Below are 17,602 nucleotides of genomic sequence, written 5' to 3' on the forward strand. Positions count from 1 at the left end.
CGGCACAGCCCGACGGCGGCCCCCAGCTACCGCTGCCGGGCCACCCAGCGCACGGACAACGTAACGCACACACAGAACGCGAGCACCGAACCCAGGAGCACCAGCAGCGGCACAGTCCAGCCGCTGGACACAGCGTGGACGTAGCCGATGACCGTTGGCGCCAAGGCTGCAACCAAATAGCCCACACCCTGCACAACTGCGGACATTTTCCCCGCGGCCGCTTGGGAGTGCGCGAACTTGATGATGGCGATGAACACGACCGTGATGCCGCCACCCTGCGCAACGCCGCCCATCGAAGACCACATCCACCACAAACCGGGTGCCAGCAGCAAGCCCACGGGAACCGTTAGCCATAACGCACTCAAGGTGACGGCCACCGTCGTCGTACTCGCAAAGCGGGCCAAGAGCGGTACTCCCAGCCCGCCCACGATCGCGAAGATCTGGAACAGTGATGACCCGGCGCCGGCCTCGGCGGCGCCCATCCCGAGCTCGTCGGACAGGAAGGTCGGCAGCCACGCCGTGATGCCGTAGTACGAGAACGCCTGGCCCGCGAAGCCAATCGTCAGGCCCACGGTGAGCCAGCCCACTCCAGCAACCGCAGCGGATGCAGAACGGTCGGGCGCAGGAACCGCAGCCGGAACCAGCGCGCGCCGGAATCCAACAGTCGGTATCCAGAACAGGATGGCTGCCAACGCCAGAAGGGCGCTCGCGGCCAAGGAAAGCCGCCAGCCCATCCATTCAGCGAGCGGCGCAGTAGCCACGGATGTAAGGAACGATCCGATATTCAAGGCGGCCGTGTAGACGCCCATCGCGGTAGCTTGGCGCCGTGGAGCAAAGTCCCTGCGAATGATGAGCGGCACGGCGATATTGCCGATGGTAATAGCCACCCCGATGATGACCGTCCCCACCATCACCGGCACGCCACCGCCGCTGGACCGGATCACGACGCCGGCCAGTACGCCAAGCAGCGTGAGCATCACCGCGAATTCGGCACCGAGCCGCCGGCCAGCCAAGGAGGCCAACGGCGAGGCCAGCGAAAAACAGAGCACAGGGATGCCAGTCAACAGGCCGAGTTCAACAGGTGAGAATCCCAGGTCGGCCTGCAGGGAACCCACCACGGGGGCCACTGCTACGAACGGCCCTCGCATGTTGAGCGCGATCAGGCCAATGCAGGCGAGGATCAACCAACCCCGGGGAACTTTCGCGAGGAACTGGCTCATGGGGTGTGCTGGAAGGTGGCGGGAAACGTTTTCATCACTTTCATTGCTATCACGCCATCACCGGCCATCCCGTCACAAAAGGCGCCTATCCCGCTGCTTGGAGCGTGGCTTCAATCACTGCCGGCGACAGCACATACTGCGTCACCATCTGACTGGCGCCCAGGATTGCGGCGCGATCACCGGCCATGGAAATACCGATCCGCAGGTGCGTCGTGGCCAACGGCAGCGAACGCCGGTACACAACCTCGCGAATGCCGGCAACGAGGTGTTCGCCAGCCTCTCCCACGCTGCCGCCGATGATGATCATGGACGGATTGAGCAGGTTGACCACCGTGGCCAGCACATCGCCGACGTCCCGTCCCGCCTGCCGGAGAGCCTGGATGGCCTGCAAATTTCCTTCGCCCACCAGACGTAGAACGTCAGCGCCCGTGGCGGCTTCGAGACCTTGAGCCTTGAGTTGACGTGCGACGGCGGGACCTGAGGCGAGCGCTTCGAGGCACCCGTAGTTGCCGCAGCGGCAAAGGACGTCGTCGCCACGGGGCACCCGGACGTGGCCGAGGTCCCCCGCAGTGCCATTGGCGCCGCGCTGTAGCTGTCCACTGCTTATGATGCCTGCGCCGATGCCAGTGGCCACTTTGATGAACAGGAAATTCTCGTGGTCGGGCCAGTATGCGGTACGTTCGCCGAGCGCCATGATGTTGACGTCGTTGTCCACCAGCACGGGAACTGGCAGCGAGCGCTGGACGTAAGGGACGACGTCGAATCCATCCCAGCCGGGCATGATGGGCGGCTTGACCGGCCGTCCGGTCGCGTGTTCCACGGGGCCGGGCAGTCCGATGCCAATGCCGGCGAGGTCGCCAAGTTCGCGCCCGGCTTCCGTCAGCAGCTCACGTCCGGCGTTGATGACCTGGCCAAGCACGACGTCGGGGCCCTCGGCGACTTCCTGCGTGAGCCTGCGTTCGGCGAGGACGCTTCCACCGAGGTCGGTGACGGCAACAATCACGTGGGTCGCTCCGACGTCGACGGCCAGGACCACGCGCGCGGCGGGGTTGAAGGCAAAGCGCGACGGCGGCCTGCCGCCACTGGATGTGGCCTCCCCGGCAGGCCCTACGAGGCCGGATCCGATCAGGGCGTCGATGCGGGAAGCGACGGTGGAGCGGGCGAGTCCTGTGGTGAGGGCAAGTTCAGCACGAGTCCGGGCTTGGCCGTCCCGGAGGAGCTGGAAGAGGTCCCCGGCACGTGAAAGGTTACCGGCGTCCTGCGCGGGGGCGTCTTTTCCGCCGTGGTGTCCGGGTGCTGAGGTCATGCCATTAGTGAAGCACGATTGCTTATGCGTGTCATGCAGCAGAAGTTTGTCGGCCATATTTCAACTTTTGCTTGACGCTCGGCAAAAGTCCCCCTAGGTTGTGAGGAGCAGCACATCACCCCCTTGGATGTCGTAAATCAACGGCATCAATTTGCCTCCACCCACAACGACGAGGAGAGACAGTGTCATATTCGATCCAGCTCTACACGGTCCGAAAGGCCCTTGAAGAGGATCTGGCGGGAACCATCCAGCGCTTGGCCGAGATCGGCTTCACCATGGTTGAGCCATACCGTTTCGTTGCCAAGGCCGAAGAACTCAAGCAGGCATTGACGGAGAACAACCTCACCGCTCCGTCCGGCCACGCTCCTTTGCTCAGCGATGACCAGGACGCAATCTTTGCTGCTGCAAAGCACTTGGGCATCGGAACTGTTATTGACCCGCATGTCCCGATCGAGCGCTGGAACACGATCGAAGACATCAAAGCAACCGCGGAACAGCTCAACGCGGCTGCCGCCAAGGGATCCGAATACGGTGTCCGCGTCGGTTATCACAACCACTGGTGGGAAGTTGAGTCCGTCATTGACGGCAAAACGGCAATCGAACACTTGGCCGACCACCTCAACCCCGAGGTCGTCCTTGAATTGGACACGTACTGGGCTGCAGTCGGTGGTCAGAATCCCGCCGAACTCCTGGCCCGGCTTGGTGATCGGGTCAAGTTCATCCACATCAAGGACGGTCCCGTAACCCCCGATCCGTCGAGCCAGCTCGCCGTTGGTGCTGGCCAGATGCCTATTTGGGACGTACTGAACGCTGCCGGATCACTTGAAGCAGCGGTCGTGGAACTGGACGACTTCCAAGGCGACATGTTCGACGCCGTGGAAGACAGCTACAACTACCTCAGCGCCGGGAAGGTGTCCGCATGAGCCACGCAGCAGGAGCGGCCTTTGGTTCTCTGATGTCAACCCCCTTAGGTTCAGGTCCCGTGGGCGTGGGCATCATCGGCGCAGGTGTCATCAGCAAGCAGTACCTCGACAACCTCACAAGCTTCCCCGATGTTCGCGTTGTGGCGATCGGTGACTTGTTCGAAGAGGCCGCAGCCACCCGCGCCAGCGAGTACGGCATCCCCGTACACGGTGGCATCGATGCTGTCCTCGGCCACCCGGAGGTGGAGATTGTCATCAACCTGACCATCCCCGCCGCTCACGTGGAAGTTGCCACGCAGGCTGTCAACGCAGGCAAGCACGTTTGGAGCGAAAAGCCCTTCTCCTTGGACCGCGAAAGTGGCTTGGGCCTGCTGAAGGCCGCGGACGCAGCCGGCGTCAGGCTCGGTTGCGCACCGGACACGTTCCTCGGCGCCGGCCTCCAAACTGCCCGCCGGATGATCGAACGCGGTGACATTGGCACTCCCCTGACTGCGCTGACCTTGATGCAGTCCCCGGGCCCGGAATCCTGGCACCCGAATCCTGCTTTCCTCTTCCAGGACGGCGCCGGCCCTCTGTTCGACATCGGCCCCTACTACCTGACCACGCTCGTGCAGACCTTTGGCAGCATCCGCAAGGTAGGCGCTTTCGGTTCCAAGTCCCGCGAAACACGCGTGATCGGCTCGGGTCCCAAGGCCGGCGAGACGTTCGACGTCACAGTCCCTACGCACGTCAGCTCCATCCTGGAGTTCGAGAACGGTGAGTCTGCCCAGAGCATCTTCAGCTTCGATTCCCCGCTCAAGCGCGCAGGGTTCGTGGAGATCACGGGTTCCGAGGCCACCATCGCTTTGCCGGACCCGAACAACTTCGACGGCGACATCAGGATTTGCGCGCTCGGTTCCGACGATTGGACAACCGTCCCTTCAATTGGCTCAACTGCCAGCCGTGGCGCGGGCGTCCTGGAAATGGCCCGCGCCATCCGTGAGGGCCGGCCGCACCGCGCCCAAGGTGAACTTGCGTTCCACATCCTGGACACCATGGCCTCCATCGCAGAGTCAATCGACAACCGGGCCTTCGTGGATGTGGAAAGTTCCGCAGCACAGGTCCCTGCGCTGCCCGAGGATTGGGATCCCACGGCAGCAACGCTTTCAGCCTAGTTTCAGCCAGCACCAGCTCGACGACGAGAAAACCGGAGCATCATGAAGAATCCCCTGAAAGTCCTTTCGGCGGTTGCCGCGACGGCAGCCTTGGCACTGGGTCTCAGCGCCTGCGGTGGCGGTAGCACCCCACAGGCAAGCAGCGACACCATCACCTACTGGGCATCGGACCAAGGCAACAGCCTGGACGACACCGCAGCCAAGCTGAAGCCCACGCTCGACCGTTTTACGGAAAAGACGGGAGTAAAGGTACAGCTGGAAGTCATCAGCTGGACTGACCTCTACAACCGCATTCTCACTGCCGTCACCAGTGGCGACGGCCCCGACGTCCTCAACATCGGAAACACGTGGGCTGTGACCCTTCAGGAGACGGGCGCCTTTGAACCCGTGGAAGGTGAACTTCTGGAGGCCGTTGGCGGCAAGGACCGCTTCCTGAAGACCAGCTGGTCAACCGGTGGCGCGGAAGGCAAGACCCCCACGTCTGTGCCGCTCTACGGCTTGGCCTACAACATGTATTACAACACCAAGCTGTTCAAGGAAGCCGGCATCGAGAAGGCCCCCACGACGTGGGACGAGTTTGTAGCCGATGCCAAGAAGCTCACCAAGGACACCAACGGTGACGGCAAACCTGATCAGTGGGGCTTCACCGCAGCCGGGGCATCCGTTTCCGCCAACTCGCACCAAGCGTTCGTTCGTGGCCTGCAAAACGGCGGCACCTTGTTCGACGGTGACGGAAAGCCCACCTTCGACAGCGATCCCCAGGTAGAGGGAGTCAAGCAGTTCGTGGACTTGATGGCCACGGACAAGGTGATGTCGCCGTCGGACGCTGAACTGAGCCAAGGCAGCCAAAAGGTGGACAACCTCATCAACGGCAAGGCCGCCATGATGTTCGACCAGAGCCCGCTGAAGAACTTTGCGGCGCGCGACTTCAAGGACTGGGGCGTAGCCCCGATCCCCATGATGACCGCCGGAGCTACCGGTGAGCGTGGCACACAGAGCCACGTGGCCGGTATCAACCTCAGCGTCTTCAAGAACAGCGGCAACAAGGCAAACGCCATCAAGCTTGCCGCGTTCCTGACCAGCGACGAAGAGCAGATTGCCCTGAACAAGGCCTATTCCTCGCTGCCGGTAGTCACTGCGGCGTCGAGCGATGCAGCCTTCCAGACTGAAGAAGTCAAGGCCAAGAACGACGCCCTGGCCAACCACTCCCTGCCCATGCCGCTGATCGCGAAAGAGGGTCAGATGGAGACCCTCACCGGCACGGCAATCAAGAACCTCTTTGCCAAGGCGGCAACGGGAACTGTTTCCGAAGACGACATCCGGGCGGCCCTCAAGGACGCCAACAACCAGATGGCCGCGGCCCAGTAACCAAGCCTCATGAGCGGGGACGCCACCACAACGTGGGCGTCCCCGCTCCGGCAAAGGAGTTTCCATGTCCCATTCAGCATTGGACAGCGGCCCGGCCGCTGCAGGCAGCCCCGCTGCCATTGATCCCGAGCCCGGCCAACCACGGGCCGCAAGCACACCGCCGGTACGTAAACGGCGTCGCTCATTCCTCCCCTACGGCTTGATCCTTCCGGCCGCGATCCTTGAGCTCCTGATCCACATCGGACCGATGCTCCTTGGCATCTGGATCGCGTTCATCTCCCTGACGCAGCTCAACCTCACCAACTGGCTCAACGCACCGTTCGTTGGGCTCCAGAACTTCATCAACGGCCTCAACCCGGACAGCACCATCGGTCAGGCCTTCTTCAGCACGGTTGGCCGCACGCTGGGGTACACCATCCTGGTGGTCGGCTTCTCCTGGGTGCTCGGCATGGCAGGCGCGGTTTTCCTCTCCTCCAACTTCAAGGGACGCGCTCTTCTTCGCACGTTCTTCCTGGTCCCCTACGCACTCCCGGCCTACGTGGGAACCATTGCCTGGGCCTTCATGTTCAACCAGCGCGACGGCGCAGTGAACCAAATCCTCGTGGACACCCTCCACCTCTTCGGCGACGAACGCCCCTTCTGGCTGCTGGGCCAGAACTCCTTCGGAGCCATGGTGATTGTGAACGTGTGGCAGTTGTGGCCCTTCGCGTTCCTCATGCTGATGGCGGCCCTGCAGAACGTTCCCACTGACGTCTATGAGGCAGCGGCCATTGACGGCGCCACACTCTGGCAGCAGTTCCGGCGCATCACGTTGCCCATGGTCCGCCCGGCCAACGGTGTGCTGCTCATGGTGATGTCGCTGTGGACCTTCAACCAGTTCAACGTCCCCTTTGTCCTGTTTGGAGCCACGTCTCCCAAGGAAGCCACCCTTATTTCCCCTTTGATCTACCAAAACTCCTTCGGCAGTTGGAACTTCGGTCTGGGCGGCGCGATGAGCGTGCTCCTGCTGATCGCCTTGTTCATTGCCTCCGCTTTCTACATCCGCATGGTGCTGCCCAAGGGAGCCGACAATGATTGAGACACGCAACTTCCGGATCCTCAGGAACATAGTCCTGACCATCCTGTCCCTCTGGGTGGCGGTCCCGCTCTTCGTCGTGGTTTCCACATCGCTGAAACCCCTCAAGGACGTCTCCGGACTCTTCCAGTGGATTCCCCGCGAAATCACGGCATCACCATATCTGGACATCTGGACCACGGTTCCGCTGGCCAAGTACTTCCAGAACAGCCTCATCATCACCGTCTGCGCAACAGCGTGCTCAGTGACAGTCGCCGTCCTTGCCGCCTACGCCATTGCGCGCTTGCAGTTCAAAGGAAAGCGCGCTTTCAGCCTGACTGTCCTCTCTACCCAGATGTTCCCTGGCATCCTGTTCCTCCTGCCGCTGTACCTGATCTTCACGCAGATCCGCAACATGACCGGCTTGCAGCTGCAGGGCTCCTACCTCGGGCTGATCATCACGTACATGACGTTCACTCTGCCTTTCGCCATCTGGATGCTGAGCGGCTACTTTGCCTCGATTCCCAAGGAACTGGAAGAGGCCTCGATGATCGATGGCACTGGCAGGATGGGAGCACTGTTCCGTGTGATCCTCCCTGTTGCCAAGCCGGGCATCATCGCGGTGGCCGTGTATTCGTTCATCTCCGCGTGGGGCGAGGTTTTGTTCGCATCCGTGCTGACCAACGAATCCACAAAAACACTGTCCCTGGGGCTCAAGGCCTACGCCAGCGAGTCGGATGTTTTCTGGAACCAACTCATGGCTGCTTCGGTTGTGGTCAGCCTGCCCGTTTTGATCGGCTTCATCCTGGTGCAAAAACACTTGGTGGCAGGGCTGTCGTCAGGAGCAGTTAAGTAGGTTCACTGTTAAGTGGAAGCAACACCCAAGTACGAGCAACACCGTTATCCGGACGATCACCGAGAAGGCATCCATGTCGTATTCACTTCAGCTCTACACCGTTCGCAACGCCATCCAGGAAGACCTGCCTGGGACCATCAAGAAGGTTGCCGAGATCGGCTTCACGCAGGTTGAGCCGTACAACTTCGTGGCCACCGCCAAGGAACTCGGCGCCGCTTTAAAGGAGAACGGCCTTACCGCTCCTTCCGGGCACGCACCGCTTTTGAGCCAGGACCAGGACGAGATTTTCGCTGCGGCCAAGGAACTGGGCATCACCACTGTGATTGATCCCTTCCTTCCGGCCGAGCACTGGCAGGACGCCGAAACCATCCAAGACACGGCCGAAGCGCTGAACGCGGCAGCGAAGAAGGGCGCTGAGTACGGCATCCGCGTCGGCTACCACAACCACGCCTGGGAGCTGGAGTCCACCATCGAAGGCCAGACCGCCTTGGAGTACTTTGAGGGACTGCTGGATCCGGAACTCGTCCTTGAGGTGGACACGTACTGGGTTGCCGTGGGGGGTCAAGACCCCGTGGAACTCCTGACCCGCCTGGGTGAAAGAGTGAAACTCATCCACATCAAGGACGGACCGGCCACCACGGATACCAAGGCCCAACAGCCCGCCGGCCAGGGAAGCATCCCGGTCCTGGACATCATCGCCGCAGCCCAGTCCCTGGAAGTTGGCGTGGTGGAGTTCGACGACTACTCCGGCGATATTTTTGAGGGCATCACCGAGAGCCTGAGGTATTTGACGGCTGCGGCAAGCGTTCAGGCGGCCGAAGGAACTATTTCCGAGGAGGCAGGGGCATGAGTTTCACACCTTCAACCCGCAAGGGTCCCGTTGGCATCGCGGTCATCGGTGCGGGCAATATCAGCAAGCAGTATCTGGATAACATCACCACGTTCCCGGACGTGAAGGTCCTCGTGATCGCAGACCTCTTCGTCGAGGCCGCCGAGGCGCGGGCCAAGGAATACGGGATCCCCGAATTCGGTGCGCCCGAGCTGGCACTGAACCATCCCGACGTCGAGATCATCGTGAACCTGACCATCCCGGCGGCGCACGTCGAGGTTGCCACGGCCGCGGTCAAGGCCGGCAAGCACGTCTGGACGGAGAAGCCGTTCTCCCTGGACCGTGAGTCCGGGCTTGGCTTGTTGAAGGTAGCCGACGCTGCTGGGATGCGGCTTGGTACCGCGCCTGATACGTTCCTGGGCGCCGGGCTACAGACCGCCCGTAGGATCATCGAGCGCGGGGACATCGGCACCCCGTTGACGGGAATGACCACGTTCCAGACGCCAGGCCCGGAATCCTGGCACCCGAACCCGGCGTTCTTGTTCCAGCACGGCGCAGGCCCGTTGTTCGACATGGGCCCGTACTACCTCACAGCCCTCATCCAGACTTTCGGCTCGGTCCGTAAGGTGGCCGCCGTCGGCTCCTCCGCCAAGGCGACCCGGATCATTGGTTCCGGTCCAAAGGCCGGGGAGGAATTCGCCGTCGAGGTCCCTACACACGTCTCCGCGATGGCACAGTTCGAAAGCGGCGCGTCGTCGCACAGCGTGTTCTCCTTCGAGTCCCCGCGCCTGCGGATGGGCTTCGTGGAAATCACCGGCTCCGAGGCCACGCTCTCGCTGCCTGACCCGAACTATTTCGACGGCGACCTCAAGCTCTGGCGCCCCGGGGCGGAAGAACCCGAGATCATCCCGGCCACCGGACCGGCCAACGGCCGCGGTCTGGGCGTGCTGGACATGGCCCGTGCCCTGCGCTCAGGCGCCCCGCACCGCGCCACCGGCGAACTGGCCTATCACGTACTGGACACGATGGTCTCGATTTCCGAATCCGTGGAATCGGGCTCCTTCGTAGACGTCACCAGCAACGCGCCCACCTCCGAACCAGTCCCGGAGGACTGGGCGCCGGAAACCGCAACACTCCAGGCAACCGCAACTCCGTAAGTAACGAGGAACCACACCATGAGCACCCCCGCCCACACTGACCAGAGCCAGGGCAACCAGCAACCTACCCGCACCTTGGGGGTCGCCGCGATCGGCTATGCCTTCATGGGTAAAGCCCACTCGAACGCGTGGCGGAATGTGGCCAGCTTCTTCGACGTCCCGGCCTTCGAGCAAAAGGTGCTCGTCGGCCGGGACGCGGATGCCGTCGCGGAAGCCGCGGCAAAGTACGGTTGGACCGAGTCCGCCACCGACTGGCGGTCCGTCATTGAGCGGGACGACGTCCACATTGTCGATATCTGCGCCCCAGGCTGGATGCACGCCGAAATCGCCATCGCCGCCCTCCAGGCCGGCAAACACGTCCTGGTGGAAAAGCCGCTGGCGAACACGATCGCCGAGGCAGAAGCCATGACCACTGCCGCCGCGGCCGCCCGCGCGAAGGGCGTGCAGTCGATGATCGGCTTCAACTACCGCCGCGTCCCAGCCCTGGCCCTTGCACGCGAACTCATCGCCGAAGGCCGCCTCGGCACCGTCCGCCACGTCCGGGCCGCTTACCTGCAGGACTGGCTCTCCGACGCCGAATCCCCCATGACCTGGCGGCTCCGCAAGGAAACCGCCGGCTCCGGAGCGCTGGGCGACATCGCCTCGCACGCCATCGACCAAGTCCTGTTCCTCCTGGGTGATGCCGTCACCGAGGTCACGGGCCGCCTCCACACTTTCGTGACTCGCCGCCCCGGGGCGAATGGCCCCGAAGATGTCACGGTCGACGACGCCGCCTGGGCCACGCTCACCCTCGCCTCCGGAGCAATCGCCTCGGTGGAAGTCAGCCGGGTAGCGACCGGCCAGAAGAACTCCCTCAAGCTTGAGATATACGGCGACAAGGGCACCATCCTGTTCGACCTCGAAGCGCTGAACGAGCTCGGATTCCTGGACGCCACCGCACCAGTCCGCGAACAGGGCTTCCGCCGGATCCTCGTCAACGAACCCGAGCACCCCTACCTCGAAGCGTGGTGGCCGCAGGGTCACATCATCGGCTGGGAACACACCTTCACGCACCAGATCCGGGACTTTCTGCTGGCCATTCGGGACGGCAGCCAGCCCTCGCCGTCGTTCGAAGAAGGCCTGAACGTCCAGCATGTGCTCGCTGCCATCGAAGAATCCGCGGCGGCCAAAAGCTCACTGATCCAGCTTCACACCACCTCCCTAAACACCACCACCACTGAAGGAGCCTGACATGCCCCGCCCGTACACCCTGTTCACCGGCCAGTGGGCCGACCTCCCCTTCGAGGAAGTCGCGCGCCTCGCCTCGGGCTGGGGCTACGACGGCCTGGAAATCGCCGTCTCCGGAGACCACCTGGACGCCTGGCGCTGGGACGAACCCGGCTACGTCGAATCCAAACTCGCCGTCCTTGAAAAGTACAACCTGAAGGTCTGGGCCATCTCCAACCACCTCAAAGGCCAGGCCGTGTGCGATGACCCCATCGACTTCCGCCACGAAGCAATCGTCGGGTCCAAAGTCTGGGGTGACGGGGAGCCCGAAGGCGTCCGTCAACGCGCCGCCGAAGAAATGAAACACACCGCCCGGCTCGCCCGCGCATTGGGGGTCGACACCGTGGTGGGGTTCACCGGCTCCTCCATCTGGCAGTACGTCGCCATGTTCCCGCCCGTCCCCGAAAAAGTCATCGACGCTGGCTACCAGGACTTCGCCGACCGGTGGAACCCCATCCTGGACGTCTTCGACGAATGCGGGGTCCGCTTCGCCCACGAAGTCCACCCCTCCGAGATCGCCTACGACTACTGGACCACCGTGCGGACCCTCGAAGCGATCGGCCACCGGCCCGCGTTCGGCCTGAACTGGGACCCCTCCCACTTCATGTGGCAAGGCATCGACCCCGTGTCTTTCATCTGGGACTTCAAGGACCGGATCTACCACGTGGACTGCAAGGACACCAAGCTCCGCCCCACCGGCCGCAACACCGTCCTGGGTTCCCACCTGCCCTGGGGCGACCCGCGCCGCGGCTGGGACTTCGTCTCCGCCGGACGAGGCGACGTGCCCTGGGAATCCTCCTTCCGGGCACTGGCCGCGATCGGCTACAACGGCCCCATCAGCATCGAATGGGAAGACGCCGGAATGGATCGCCTCCACGGCGCCCCCGAAGCCCTCGCCGCCCTGAAGAAATACGACTTCCCCGCCTCCCAAACCAGCTTCGACGCCGCCTTCAGCAGCAAGGACTAGTTCAGCAGCAAGGACCAGGAAAGGACCGACGTGATCCGCACCCTTCAATCCGGCCAGCGCTGCGAGGTGTGGATCGCGTCGGTCAGTGGGGAGTCGGCACTGCTCTACACCACCGATGACCTTCTTCTCGAAGCGCCCAACTGGACCCTGGAGGGAAGCTCACTCATCCTCAACGGGGATGGCAAGCTATGGCGTTTCGATCTCGACGCAGGCTCTCTGGAACCTATCTCCCTCACTGGGGTCCCGGACCTGAACAACGACCACGTCCTGGCACCTGACGGCCAGGGCATCTTCGTCTCCGCGAACGACGGCCACATCTACCGTGCTTTACTGAGCGGCGGACCGGTCACGCGCATCACCGACGACGACGGCTCCTTCCATTTCCTCCACGGCGTCAGCCCGGACGGCAAGGAGCTGGCGTATGTGGGGATCGAAGCGGGAGACTTCACGCAGCCAGGTCGCCTGATGACCATAGCGTCCGACGGCGGCGCCAGCGCCAGCGTGGATGTCGGCCGCTTTGATGTGGGCCCAGGCCACTGCGACGGGCCGGAATACTCGCCCGATGGGGAATGGCTTTACCTGAACACGGAGTCCTTTTCGACCACACAGGGTCACGCCCAGCTCGCCCGGGTTCGCGTGGACGGCACTGGCCTCGAACGGCTCCTCGAATCCGAAACAGTCGACTGGTTCCCGCATCTCTCCCCCGATGGCAGGTACGCCAGCTACATTCGGTTCCCCAGCGGAACCGCAGGACACCCCGCGGACCTGCGGGTCGCCGTCGTGCTTGTTTCTACAGACGACTGGGCCACGCCGCTGCATACATGGCCACTTTTCGGTGGCCAAGGTAGCCTCAACGTCAACAGCTGGTCGCCGGACTCCCGGCGTTTTGCGTATGTGGCCTACCCGCTTTCTGACTCGACGAAGGACTAAGCACGTGACCCTCAGCAATGGCACCTCCGACGGAACAATCCGCTGGGGCATCCTCGGCACAGGATTTATTGCCGGACTCCAGACGCAGGACCTGAAAGAGAACGGCTTTACCGTGCAGGCTGTGGGCTCGCGCTCATTGGAGTCCAGCAAAGCATTCGCTGAGCTGCATGGAGTGATGACCGCCCACGACAGCTACGAGGACTTGGTGGCAGACCCGCTGGTTGACGTGGTCTACATCGCTACGCCGCACCCCTTCCATCATGCCAACGCACTCTTGGCCCTGAATGCCGGAAAGCACGTGCTGGTGGAGAAGGCCTTCACAATGAACGCCCGCGAAGCCCAAGAGATCGTGGATCTGGCCGAGTCAAAAGGGCTTGTGGCCCTGGAAGCCATGTGGACGCGCTTCCTCCCGCACATGGTGCGCATCCGCGCACTCATCCAGGAAGGCACCATCGGCGAGGTCCGGAAGGTGGTTGCCAGCCACAACCAGAGCCTTCCCAAGGACCCTGCCCACCGGCTCAACGATCCCGCCCTGGGCGGTGGAGCGTTGCTGGACCTGGGCATCTACCCGATCTCCTTTGCCTTCGACATCCTTGGTACGCCTGCCGTAATCCGGGCAAGCGCCTCCATGTCGGCCACGGGCGTGGACAGGCAAACGGCGGCGATCTTCGAGTACGCCGACGGGCAACAGGCCATTGTGGACTGTGAGCTCGACGCCGCCAGCGCCAACCGCGCCATGGTGATCGGTACAGAGGGCTACATTGACATCGAACACACCTGGTACAACCAAGTGCCCTTCACCGTTTTCCGCGTTGATGGCGAGGTGGTGGAGCGTTTCGAGCAGCCCGTGAAGAGCCGGGGAATGCAGTACCAGGCGGCCGAGCTGGAACGCCTGATCCGCGCCGGTGAGACCGCTGGCACCATCCTGCCGCCGAGCGAAAGCGTGGCCATCATGGCGGCCATGGATGAAATCCGCCGCCAGATCGGGCTGTCGTACGCGGCGGATGCTGTTGTTTCAGAAGAAGGTGCAACGAAATGACTGAATCTGCCCGCCTTGTGGAACTCCGCCAGCAAGAGGAAGAACTCGTCTTCGCAAGCTTTGACCACCACGACGCTTGGCGCCTGGGTTCGCTCATCGCCAACCACGCGATCGCTTCCGGTTATGGCGTTGCCATCGACATCCGCCGGCACAACCTTGTGCTCTTCCGCTGCGTCCTGCCTGGAGCCACGGCCGACCAAGAGGAGTGGATCCGCCGCAAGTCTGCCTCGGTGCTGCGTTTTGAACACAGCACAGCCTTGTTAACTGAGCAGTTCTCCGCCCGCACCCACAGCCCCCTGGGAGGCGGCTGGCTTGCGCATGAGGATTACACCCTCGCTGGTGGCTCGTTCCCGATCCGGGTGCGGGGTGCGGGTGTTATTGGTGCCGTTACTGTGGCTGGCTTGAGCTCTGATGAGGACCACCAAATGGTGGTTGATGGGATCCGGAATTATCTGAAGACGGTGGCGGGGTGATGTCAGCCGATGATCCAGAGTCCGTGCAGGAAACCCTCCACTGGCTATCCCAGCCCGGCATTCGCGAAGACCTTGCCCAGGCACGGCGCGACATCGCCGACGGCAATACCATCAGCGGCGACGATCTTCGCCGTGAATTCGAGTTGCCTATGAGAAAGTCTTACAAGATTTAGGAGACTTTATTGCGTTCTAATAAAGCGCCATAAGATGAATAAATCCCTGGCCGCTCCAAATTTGCACGGCCCAAGAGTGCAGAGACTAGCCCCCTCGCGCCTTCCGGGTTGCGGAGTCGTTGGCTTTCTGCAGCGCCGTGACGAGTTCATCCTTGCTCATTTTCGAACGGCCCTTGATGTCCAGCTCTTGGGCGCGCTGATAGAGATGTTCCTTGGAGGCGTTGGCGTCCACTCCCCCGGCGGTTGGTTTCGTTGATCCAATGCCCTCTTCCGCGTGCGGGTCCGAAGGACCGCGTTCCTCCTTCGCCTCCCAATGGTCGCCAACCTTCTCGTAGCTATGCTTCACCGCGGCAAAGGCGGTGCGGGCCGCCCGGCTCTCATCGTTGTCGTAGGTCTCCATAGCAGAGTCGTAGGTCTTGGCGAAAGTGTCCTGGGCCTTCTGCTCAGAACGCTGCAGCGTCGATGGGAGTTCGTCTTTACGGGCATGATCGTTCTTGCCGGTCTTAGGCATAATACTCACGCTCCTTTGTCAGAAAGCCTGATCATGGACGTGCACCCAGTTTATCAATTGACCCTTGGGGCAAGACGGACGGGCACCCCGTCACAAGCGGCTCACCGCCCCTTCAGCACATACCTTCTCTCAGGACGCCCGACGCCGTATTTGAGCCTCACTTCCAGCGCACCTTCATCGTGGAGGTACTCAAGGTAACGGCGGGCACTCACCCGGGAGGTCCCCAATTGCTCGGCAACTTCGGCGGCGGAGACGTCGCCGGGGGCCGATTTCAGTGCGGTCTCCACGAGTTCCAGTGTCTCCACGCTGCATCCCTTGGGCAGCGTACGTTGAGCAGAGTCCAGCCCGAATACCCGGTTGACATCCGATTGCTCGGCCACGTCCTTGGTAGCGTCCAGCCCTTGGTAAGCATTCAAATAGTGCTGCAATCGCTCCTGAAGATCAGACTGCGAAAACGGCTTGATCAGGTAGTGCACAATACCCCCGCGCAGTGCTTTGCGCACCGTCTCGGTTTCCCGGGCCGCGCTGATCACCAACACGTCAAGGTCCGGGGCAACGTCCCGGAGCTGATGCATCAGGTCCAGGCCGTTGACGTCCGGGAGGTGGATATCCAGCAGCACAAGGTCCGGCTGCAACCGCTGCGTCTCAAGGATGGCCTGCGCGCCAGTGTGCGCTACCCCCACGACGCCGAACCCGGGCGTCCGTTGGATGAAACCGGCGTGGACCTTGGCCACCATGAAGTCGTCATCCACAATCAAGACTTTGATCATGATTACACTGCCCCTTTATTGAATTGTGCGGTGAAAACTGCCCCGTGGTCGTTGGTTACCGTCAGGTCGCCACCGGACCGACGGCAGATCACCCGTGAGAGCGCCAGGCCGAAGCCGCGGGCGTCGCCGGGCCCCGGCTCCTTAGTGGAAAAGCCCTGACGGAAAATGTCCTCTGCGGAGTCGGAGGGCACGCCTGGTCCGTTGTCCCGGACGGTGACTGAAACACCGTCCGCTGAGTTGACCACCAACACACTCACCGACGCCCCAACCAGCCCAGTGACGGCGTCGAACGCGTTATCCACCAAGTTGCCCACCACAGTGGTGAGGTCCCGGGACAGTTCATCATCGACGCGCGGAAGCCCGGACTGCGGGTCGAGTTGCAGTTCCACGCCGCGCTCGGTGGCCAAACTGGCTTTGGCTATCAAGAGGGCTGCGAGCGCCGGGTCCTGGATACGGCTGGTCACTTCATCGTTGAGCCGGGTCCGGTCCACGGTGGCGCCGTTGACGAACTGCACCACGGAATCATATTCGCCAATCTGGATCAGGCCGGAAATGACGTGGAGTTGGTTTGCGAATTCGTGGGCTTGGGCACGCAAGGTGTCGGTCACGGTTCGCGTGGCACCGAGTTCACTCTCCAGGGACGACAACTCGGTCCGGTCCCTCAGGGTTGTCACGGAGCCGATGTCGCGCCCATGGGACTTCAGGGCCACCCTGTTCATGACTACCAGCCGGTCCCCCACGAGCACCAGTTGGTCGGGGTCTGACTGTTCCCGGGTTAATCCCACCTTCAGCGCGTGGTCCACATGGAGAGACCCAAGTTTTCGGCCCACACAGTCTGCGGGCAATCCGAGGAGTTGACGGGCGCTCTCATTTGCCACTGTAATCCGCTCGTGCGGGTCCAGCGCCACCACCCCTTCCTTGAGGCCTTGCAGCATCGCTTCACGGTTTTCCACGAGCCCGGTGATCTCCCGGGGCTCCATTCCGAGGGTTTGCCGTTTGACGCGACGGGACAGCAGAAGGGAACCGGCGACGCCCAGGACACTCGCGACGCCAAGGTAGGTGAGGAGGTTGGGGACCACGTCTTCCAGCCGTTCAAGGGCGGACGGATAGTTCCTGCTGATGGAGGCGATGCCGATCATGGTCCCGGAGTCGTCCAGTACCGGCACATGTGCTGAGAGAACTTTCCCTTCGTTGCCGGCAAGGACTCCGGTCCAGGCCCGGCCTTCCTTGACCCTGCTGTCGCCCAGCAGGAGCGGCTTGCCCAGCTGGCTGGGATCCGAGGACGTCACTACTGTGCCATCCAGCTTTGCGAGTGCCACGTGGGAAGATCCAGATACAGTGCGAATGGACTCGGCCACGGCGGGAAGGGATGACCCGTTGCGGGGTTCGGCGGTGGGCAACAGGGCGCGCACAGTGGGGTTGTTGCCCAGGGCCTCTGCCGCGGACAATGCCCGGCGTCCTTCAGTGCGTTCAAAAGCAGCAGCAGATTGGGCCAGGGAGATGGCTACAACAGCGACCAGGACCGCCAGGACGATCAACAACTGCAGCACAAGGTACTGCCCTGCCAAGGACATTCCTCTTCGTCGAGTCACTGTTTGGATCCTTT

18 protein-coding genes are annotated in these 17,602 nt (G+C 62.5%); 13 read left to right on the forward strand and 5 right to left on the reverse strand.

Translation table 11 applies throughout. The features are described from left to right. Positions 1-26 precede the first annotated feature (26 nt). Both AC1DCM_RS23325 and AC1DCM_RS23330 read right to left on the reverse strand, forming a co-directional pair. Positions 27-1,220 (reverse strand): MFS transporter, encoded by a 1,194-nt coding sequence (locus AC1DCM_RS23325; RefSeq protein ID WP_442017424.1) that lies wholly within the window; start codon positions 1,218-1,220, stop codon positions 27-29. A gap of 85 nt (positions 1,221-1,305) precedes the next feature. Beyond that, positions 1,306-2,526, reverse strand: a complete 1,221-nt coding sequence (locus AC1DCM_RS23330) for an ROK family protein (protein WP_442006887.1) — start codon at positions 2,524-2,526, stop codon at positions 1,306-1,308. A 182-nt stretch (positions 2,527-2,708) separates the two neighbouring features. Here AC1DCM_RS23330 and AC1DCM_RS23335 point away from each other — a divergent pair, with 182 nt between their 5' ends. The 13 genes from AC1DCM_RS23335 to AC1DCM_RS23395 all read left to right on the forward strand — a co-directional run bounded on the left by AC1DCM_RS23335 (position 2,709) and on the right by AC1DCM_RS23395 (position 14,715). Continuing rightward, entirely contained in the window at positions 2,709-3,449 is a 741-nt protein-coding gene (locus tag AC1DCM_RS23335) for a sugar phosphate isomerase/epimerase family protein (protein WP_442017425.1), read from the forward strand. A gap of 32 nt (positions 3,450-3,481) precedes the next feature. Then, positions 3,482-4,603: a Gfo/Idh/MocA family protein gene (locus tag AC1DCM_RS23340; RefSeq protein WP_442017448.1), complete on the forward strand. Its 1,122-nt coding sequence runs from the start codon at positions 3,482-3,484 to the stop codon at positions 4,601-4,603. A 42-nt stretch (positions 4,604-4,645) separates the two neighbouring features. Continuing rightward, positions 4,646-5,971, forward strand: a complete 1,326-nt coding sequence (locus AC1DCM_RS23345; RefSeq protein WP_442017426.1) for an ABC transporter substrate-binding protein — start codon at positions 4,646-4,648, stop codon at positions 5,969-5,971. Between the two features lie 64 nt (positions 5,972-6,035). After that, on the forward strand, positions 6,036-7,049 hold the full coding sequence (locus AC1DCM_RS23350) for a carbohydrate ABC transporter permease (protein ID WP_442017427.1): 1,014 nt from the start codon (positions 6,036-6,038) through the stop codon (positions 7,047-7,049). Next, on the forward strand, positions 7,042-7,881 hold the full coding sequence (locus AC1DCM_RS23355; RefSeq protein ID WP_442017428.1) for a carbohydrate ABC transporter permease: 840 nt from the start codon (positions 7,042-7,044) through the stop codon (positions 7,879-7,881). Before AC1DCM_RS23350 ends, AC1DCM_RS23355 begins: the two co-directional genes overlap by 8 nt. Before the next feature lie 73 nt (positions 7,882-7,954). Next, positions 7,955-8,731, forward strand: a complete 777-nt coding sequence (locus AC1DCM_RS23360; RefSeq protein WP_442017429.1) for a sugar phosphate isomerase/epimerase family protein — start codon at positions 7,955-7,957, stop codon at positions 8,729-8,731. Continuing rightward, positions 8,728-9,867 (forward strand): Gfo/Idh/MocA family protein, encoded by a 1,140-nt coding sequence (locus tag AC1DCM_RS23365; RefSeq protein WP_442017430.1) that lies wholly within the window; start codon positions 8,728-8,730, stop codon positions 9,865-9,867. Before AC1DCM_RS23360 ends, AC1DCM_RS23365 begins: the two co-directional genes overlap by 4 nt. An 18-nt stretch (positions 9,868-9,885) precedes the next feature. Beyond that, complete coding sequence (locus AC1DCM_RS23370) at positions 9,886-11,097, forward strand: Gfo/Idh/MocA family protein (RefSeq protein ID WP_442017431.1); 1,212 nt, start codon at positions 9,886-9,888, stop codon at positions 11,095-11,097. Between the two features lies 1 nt (position 11,098). Beyond that, positions 11,099-12,100, forward strand: a complete 1,002-nt coding sequence (locus tag AC1DCM_RS23375) for a sugar phosphate isomerase/epimerase family protein (RefSeq protein ID WP_442017432.1) — start codon at positions 11,099-11,101, stop codon at positions 12,098-12,100. Between the two features lie 30 nt (positions 12,101-12,130). Next, positions 12,131-13,030: a TolB family protein gene (locus AC1DCM_RS23380; RefSeq protein ID WP_442017433.1), complete on the forward strand. Its 900-nt coding sequence runs from the start codon at positions 12,131-12,133 to the stop codon at positions 13,028-13,030. 4 nt (positions 13,031-13,034) lie between these two features. Next, a complete protein-coding gene (locus AC1DCM_RS23385) occupies positions 13,035-14,069 on the forward strand; it encodes a Gfo/Idh/MocA family protein (protein ID WP_442017434.1) in 1,035 nt (344 codons plus the stop codon). Further along, positions 14,066-14,542 carry a heme-degrading domain-containing protein gene (locus AC1DCM_RS23390; protein ID WP_442017435.1) on the forward strand — a complete coding sequence of 159 codons (477 nt, stop codon included), beginning with the start codon at positions 14,066-14,068 and terminating at the stop codon, positions 14,540-14,542. Before AC1DCM_RS23385 ends, AC1DCM_RS23390 begins: the two co-directional genes overlap by 4 nt. Beyond that, entirely contained in the window at positions 14,542-14,715 is a 174-nt protein-coding gene (locus tag AC1DCM_RS23395; RefSeq protein WP_442017436.1) for a hypothetical protein, read from the forward strand. The genes AC1DCM_RS23390 and AC1DCM_RS23395 overlap by 1 nt, the downstream gene beginning before the upstream one ends. A gap of 85 nt (positions 14,716-14,800) precedes the next feature. Here the strand turns inward: AC1DCM_RS23395 and AC1DCM_RS23400 are convergent, their stop codons facing one another. From AC1DCM_RS23400 to AC1DCM_RS23410, 3 genes are all read right to left on the reverse strand, one after another. Beyond that, positions 14,801-15,226, reverse strand: coding sequence for a ChaB family protein (locus AC1DCM_RS23400; protein ID WP_442017449.1), 426 nt, complete (start codon positions 15,224-15,226; stop codon positions 14,801-14,803). A 101-nt stretch (positions 15,227-15,327) separates the two neighbouring features. Continuing rightward, on the reverse strand, positions 15,328-15,996 hold the full coding sequence (locus tag AC1DCM_RS23405) for a response regulator (RefSeq protein WP_442017437.1): 669 nt from the start codon (positions 15,994-15,996) through the stop codon (positions 15,328-15,330). 2 nt (positions 15,997-15,998) lie between these two features. Further along, positions 15,999-17,570, reverse strand: a complete 1,572-nt coding sequence (locus AC1DCM_RS23410; protein ID WP_442017450.1) for a sensor histidine kinase — start codon at positions 17,568-17,570, stop codon at positions 15,999-16,001. Between the last annotated feature and the right edge of the window lie 32 nt (positions 17,571-17,602).

Source organism: Paenarthrobacter sp. 10N417 (assembly GCF_056394745.1).

Coding starts and splice junctions, on each gene's coding strand:
- AC1DCM_RS23330 (WP_442006887.1), bottom strand. CDS start 2,526: ATGACCTCAGCACCCGGACACCACGGCGGAAAAGACGCCCCCGCGCAG.
- AC1DCM_RS23355 (WP_442017428.1), top strand. CDS start 7,042: ATGATTGAGACACGCAACTTCCGGATCCTCAGGAACATAGTCCTGACC.
- AC1DCM_RS23350 (WP_442017427.1), top strand. CDS start 6,036: ATGTCCCATTCAGCATTGGACAGCGGCCCGGCCGCTGCAGGCAGCCCC.
- AC1DCM_RS23325 (WP_442017424.1), bottom strand. CDS start 1,220: ATGAGCCAGTTCCTCGCGAAAGTTCCCCGGGGTTGGTTGATCCTCGCC.
- AC1DCM_RS23410 (WP_442017450.1), bottom strand. CDS start 17,570: ATGTCCTTGGCAGGGCAGTACCTTGTGCTGCAGTTGTTGATCGTCCTG.
- AC1DCM_RS23370 (WP_442017431.1), top strand. CDS start 9,886: ATGAGCACCCCCGCCCACACTGACCAGAGCCAGGGCAACCAGCAACCT.
- AC1DCM_RS23390 (WP_442017435.1), top strand. CDS start 14,066: ATGACTGAATCTGCCCGCCTTGTGGAACTCCGCCAGCAAGAGGAAGAA.
- AC1DCM_RS23375 (WP_442017432.1), top strand. CDS start 11,099: ATGCCCCGCCCGTACACCCTGTTCACCGGCCAGTGGGCCGACCTCCCC.
- AC1DCM_RS23345 (WP_442017426.1), top strand. CDS start 4,646: ATGAAGAATCCCCTGAAAGTCCTTTCGGCGGTTGCCGCGACGGCAGCC.
- AC1DCM_RS23360 (WP_442017429.1), top strand. CDS start 7,955: ATGTCGTATTCACTTCAGCTCTACACCGTTCGCAACGCCATCCAGGAA.
- AC1DCM_RS23395 (WP_442017436.1), top strand. CDS start 14,542: ATGTCAGCCGATGATCCAGAGTCCGTGCAGGAAACCCTCCACTGGCTA.
- AC1DCM_RS23405 (WP_442017437.1), bottom strand. CDS start 15,996: ATGATCAAAGTCTTGATTGTGGATGACGACTTCATGGTGGCCAAGGTC.
- AC1DCM_RS23365 (WP_442017430.1), top strand. CDS start 8,728: ATGAGTTTCACACCTTCAACCCGCAAGGGTCCCGTTGGCATCGCGGTC.
- AC1DCM_RS23340 (WP_442017448.1), top strand. CDS start 3,482: ATGTCAACCCCCTTAGGTTCAGGTCCCGTGGGCGTGGGCATCATCGGC.
- AC1DCM_RS23400 (WP_442017449.1), bottom strand. CDS start 15,226: ATGCCTAAGACCGGCAAGAACGATCATGCCCGTAAAGACGAACTCCCA.